At 61.9% G+C, this 3,994-nt stretch carries 1 protein-coding gene and 1 pseudogene; both read right to left on the reverse strand.

Going from position 1 to position 3,994, the window contains the following annotated elements; all coding sequences use genetic code 11:
* A pseudogene (locus D6877_RS10000) lies at nucleotides 1-2,120 on the reverse strand (mechanosensitive channel MscK); the annotation flags it as partial.
* Nucleotides 2,121-2,154: 34 nt separating this feature from the next.
* Entirely contained in the window at nucleotides 2,155-3,897 is a 1,743-nt protein-coding gene (locus tag D6877_RS10005; RefSeq protein ID WP_024011302.1) for a potassium/proton antiporter, read from the reverse strand.
* Nucleotides 3,898-3,994 lie beyond the last annotated feature (97 nt).

A 3,994-nucleotide genomic window follows, 5' to 3' on the forward strand; every position in this document is an offset into this window, starting at 1 on the left:
TCGCTGAGTTTCAGCGCGGTGTAGTAGTAGCCGAAGCACACCGCGACAAACAGGGCGATCGGCAGCAGGGTGAACATCACTCCGACGGCTTTGCGGAACAGCGAAGCGTTCTGGTGCGTCGGGCTGCTGATCAGCAGGCGACTGAGCAGCCACGCCATCAAGGCGTAGCAGGTCAGCACCACCGGCATGCCGAGCACGTCATCAGCCAGCGCCGCTGGTTGCAACTCGGCGACGGCCACCACGGCCACCAGCGCCATGACCACAAGGCCCAATCGACGCACCCAGCCCTGAAGGAACTCGACCTGCGGCTTCTCCCAGCGGAAGTGCAATTCCGCCACGCCACCCGGCGCAAGAATCCGGTACGCGGTGTAGAACACCAGCCAGGCCTGGCCCATCTGCAACAGCGCCGCGCCCATGTTGGCGTTCTGCCCGCGCGCGTCGATCTGCAGGGCCAGGCCGCACAGCGCCAGACCCAGCGCCACCGGCATCGCCAACAGGATGTTGATCAGAATCGCCTGCGGCGTGTGCCACTGGCTGTCGCGCTTGAAGTGGCCGATGTCCTGGTGAACCTTGTTGAGTCGTCCGTACAGCGCCTTGCGGCGCCACAACAGGGCGCCGATCAGCAGCGCCAGAGGCAAGAACAGCAATGGCCGCTGGGTCAGGCCGTCAGCCAGTTCGCTCAGGCTCGACGCCCACGGCAAGGTGTTGACCTGCCGCTCCAGGCGCTCGGGCACACCGCGCATCCATTCCACATCCAGCGGTTTGTTGCTGGGGATCCAGAACATCTGTTCGTCGAGGGTCGCGCGCAGGCTTTGCGCGGTGCTCAGCAATTGTTTCTGGTTGAGCTGCAGGGTGATCGATTCATTGAGCATCGCGCTCAACTCGCGGTTCAGCCGCTCGAGCAGATCAGCGCGGGTGTTGGCCAGATCGAGCAGGCTCTTGCGCAGTTGCGGAGTAACTTGCTCCGGCGGCTGCGTCGCCAGCAGGTTGTCGACGTAGGTCGCCGGGTTGCTTAGTAGCTCGCGTTGCTGGCTGACATCAAACTGATACAGGCGAATATCGGCAATCTGGTCGGCGAGGTCACGGTCGACCTTCAAGTGCGGCAGCGCCTGCTTCTGTTTATAGAGAATTTTCGACAGCAGCAGGCTGCCCTTGAGCACACTGATCTGCTCGTCCAGCGCCGAATCGCTCTGGGTCAGGGTGTCGAGTTGCTGTTTGGTCTGCAGGTTCTGCTGCGTGACTTCGTTGAGACGGTCGGTGCTCTTGAGCAAATAGTCGGAAAGCTTGAGATTGGTCGCGCTCTCGCTCGCCAGCAGGCTGCTGCCGCCGGCCTTCTGCGCTTCGATCGATTGCTGGGTAACGGTTTCCTGCGACTGCGCCAGACGTTTCTGGTTGATCAGGGTTTGCAGTTCCTGGATCTCGCGGTCGAGACGATCGGATTTTTCCGAGAGCAAGTCATGCTGAGCATTGCCCAGATCCTGCAACTGGGTGTTGCCGGCCAGTTCCTGGCGGCGCAGTGGAATCAGTGCATTGAGTGCGGCGAGTTCGGCGTTCAACTGGTCGCGCTGTTCGGCGGTGACCGTTTTGCCGGTGTCCTTGCCGGATTTGAGGATGGTGTTGATCTGCTGGATGCGCGTCTGGCTGGCAGAGATCTCCGCCTGCGCACGCTCGGGGCGAGTCTGCGCGGTGATGATCAGGCTGTTGGCTTCGGCCAGGGCTTTTTGCAGATCGCTCTGCTGGGTCGAGCGATCGGTAAGGATCTGCTCCAGTTGCTGGATCGACTCTTTCGGAAAACGCTGCGCGACCGGCACCGGTGCGGTGGCCTTGAGGCGGCTGAGTTCGCGGGTATTTTCAATCGTCTGCTTCGGCGCGTTGGCCAGCTGACGCTTGAGATCGATCAGTTTCTGCTCGTAATCACGCTGGTTGTTCAGCTGATTGAGGGTGTTCTGCAGCACGGTCTGCAGGGTCTTCTTGTCGGCGTCCGGCAGTTTGCTGTCGGCCAGCTTGTCGAGGCTGGCCTGCACGGCATCGCTGGACGGTGGTTCGGCAGCATGCAGCGGGCCGACGACAAGACTGAGGCCCAGCAGGGCCGCGGCGAAAAAGGAGCGCAGGGTAGGCATAGAGACCGGTCAAGCAAGTGAGAGTGGAGGCAGTTTAGAGGAAGAGTCCGGGGCCCGGGCGACTTCCTTCGGGGAATCTGACGCCCACTTTGCCGATCTTGTTCCCGTCCATGACCGCGACCGTCCAGTGGGTGTTGTTCCACTCCACCTGGTCGCCGACGATGGGAGCACCCCCGACTTTTTGCGCAATGAACGCACCCAGGGTCATGTCCGGATCGATGCCTTCGGCCGGCAAGCCATACAGCGCTGCAACCGCTTTAAGCTGGGCGTCTCCTTCGAGCACGAAGTCGCCGAAGAAACGCAGATCGAGGCCGCGTTGCGGCGCCTGGCTGAACAGTTTGCCGAGGGCGGGCAAGTTGTGTTCATGACCGATAACACACAGCAAATCATCGACTTCCAGCACCGTACTACCCGACGGATGGAGCAATTGCTGGCCACGAAACAGCGCCGCGATGCGTGTGCCTTCGGGCATTTTCAGCTCACGCAGGGGCGAACCGATGCACCATTTCTCCGCGCCGAGCTTGTAAACGAACAGTTCCCACTCGCTGGTGACGTGCACTTCCAGTGCCGCCCGGGATATCGGTGCGGGTTCTGGCGGAACGGTCACCTTGAGTAATTTGGCCACCCACGGCAGGCTCGTGCCCTGCACCAGCAGCGACACCAGTACGATGAAGAACGCCAGATTGAAATACAGCTGCGCTTGCGGCAGGCCGGCCATCAGCGGGAACACCGCGAGAATGATCGGCACCGCGCCGCGCAGGCCGACCCAGGAAATAAAGGCTTTTTCACGACCATGGAAGGCCTTGAACGGCAGCAGGCCGACCATCACCGACAGCGGCCGCGCGAACAGAATCATCCACAGCGCCAGACCGAGGGCGGGCAGGGCGATCGGCAGCAGATCGTGGGGCGTGACCAGCAGGCCCAGCACCAGGAACATGCCGATCTGCGCCAGCCAGGCCATGCCGTCGAGCATGTGCAGAATGCCGTGGCGGCTGCGCACCGGGCGGTTGCCGATGACCAGGCCGCACAGATAGACAGCGAGGAAGCCGCTGCCATGCAAGGCGTTGGTCAGCGCGAACACCACCAGACCGCCAGCAATGATGAGGATCGGATAGAGCCCGGCGGCGAGATTGATGCGGTTGACCAGTTGCAGCATCACCCAGCCGCCGCCCAGACCGATCACGCCACCGATGCCGAACTCGCGGATCAGGTGGGTCAGCAGGCTCCAGTGCAGGCCGGTTTCGCCGCTGGCGAGCATGTCGATCAGGGTCACGGTGAGAAACACCGCCATCGGGTCGTTGCTGCCGGATTCGATTTCCAGACTGGCGCTGACCCGTTCGTTAAGGCCTTTACCGCCGAGCAGCGAGAACACCGCAGCGGCGTCGGTCGAACCGACGATGGCGCCGATCAGCAGGCCCTGAATCAGATTGAGGTCGAACAGCCACGCAGCGGCCATGCCGGTCAGCCCGGTGGTGATCAACACCCCGACCGTGGCCAGCGACAGCGCCGGCCATAACGCCACGCGGAAACTCGACACCCGCGTACGCAAGCCGCCGTCGAGCAGGATCACTGCCAGGGCGAGGTTGCCGACCAGATAGGCCGTCGGGTAGTTATCGAAAATGATCCCGCCACCATCGACCCCGGCCGCCATGCCGACCGCGAGAATGATGACCAGAATCGGAATGCCGAGACGTGAAGACAGCGAGCTGACAAGAATGCTTGCGCCTACCAGCAACGCGCCGATCAAGAACAGGCTGTTGATGGTCGTCGCATTCAAAGGCAGTACTCCAGAAGCGTAAAGACGAGGCACAAACTGACCATGCAGTCTGCGTGCCAGCGATTCTAACCTGTTGAAATGTGATGCTGTCAAAAAG

The sequence above is a fragment of the Pseudomonas sp. Sample_9 genome, assembly GCF_004307535.1.
Lineage (GTDB): Bacteria > Pseudomonadota > Gammaproteobacteria > Pseudomonadales > Pseudomonadaceae > Aquipseudomonas > Aquipseudomonas mercuritolerans.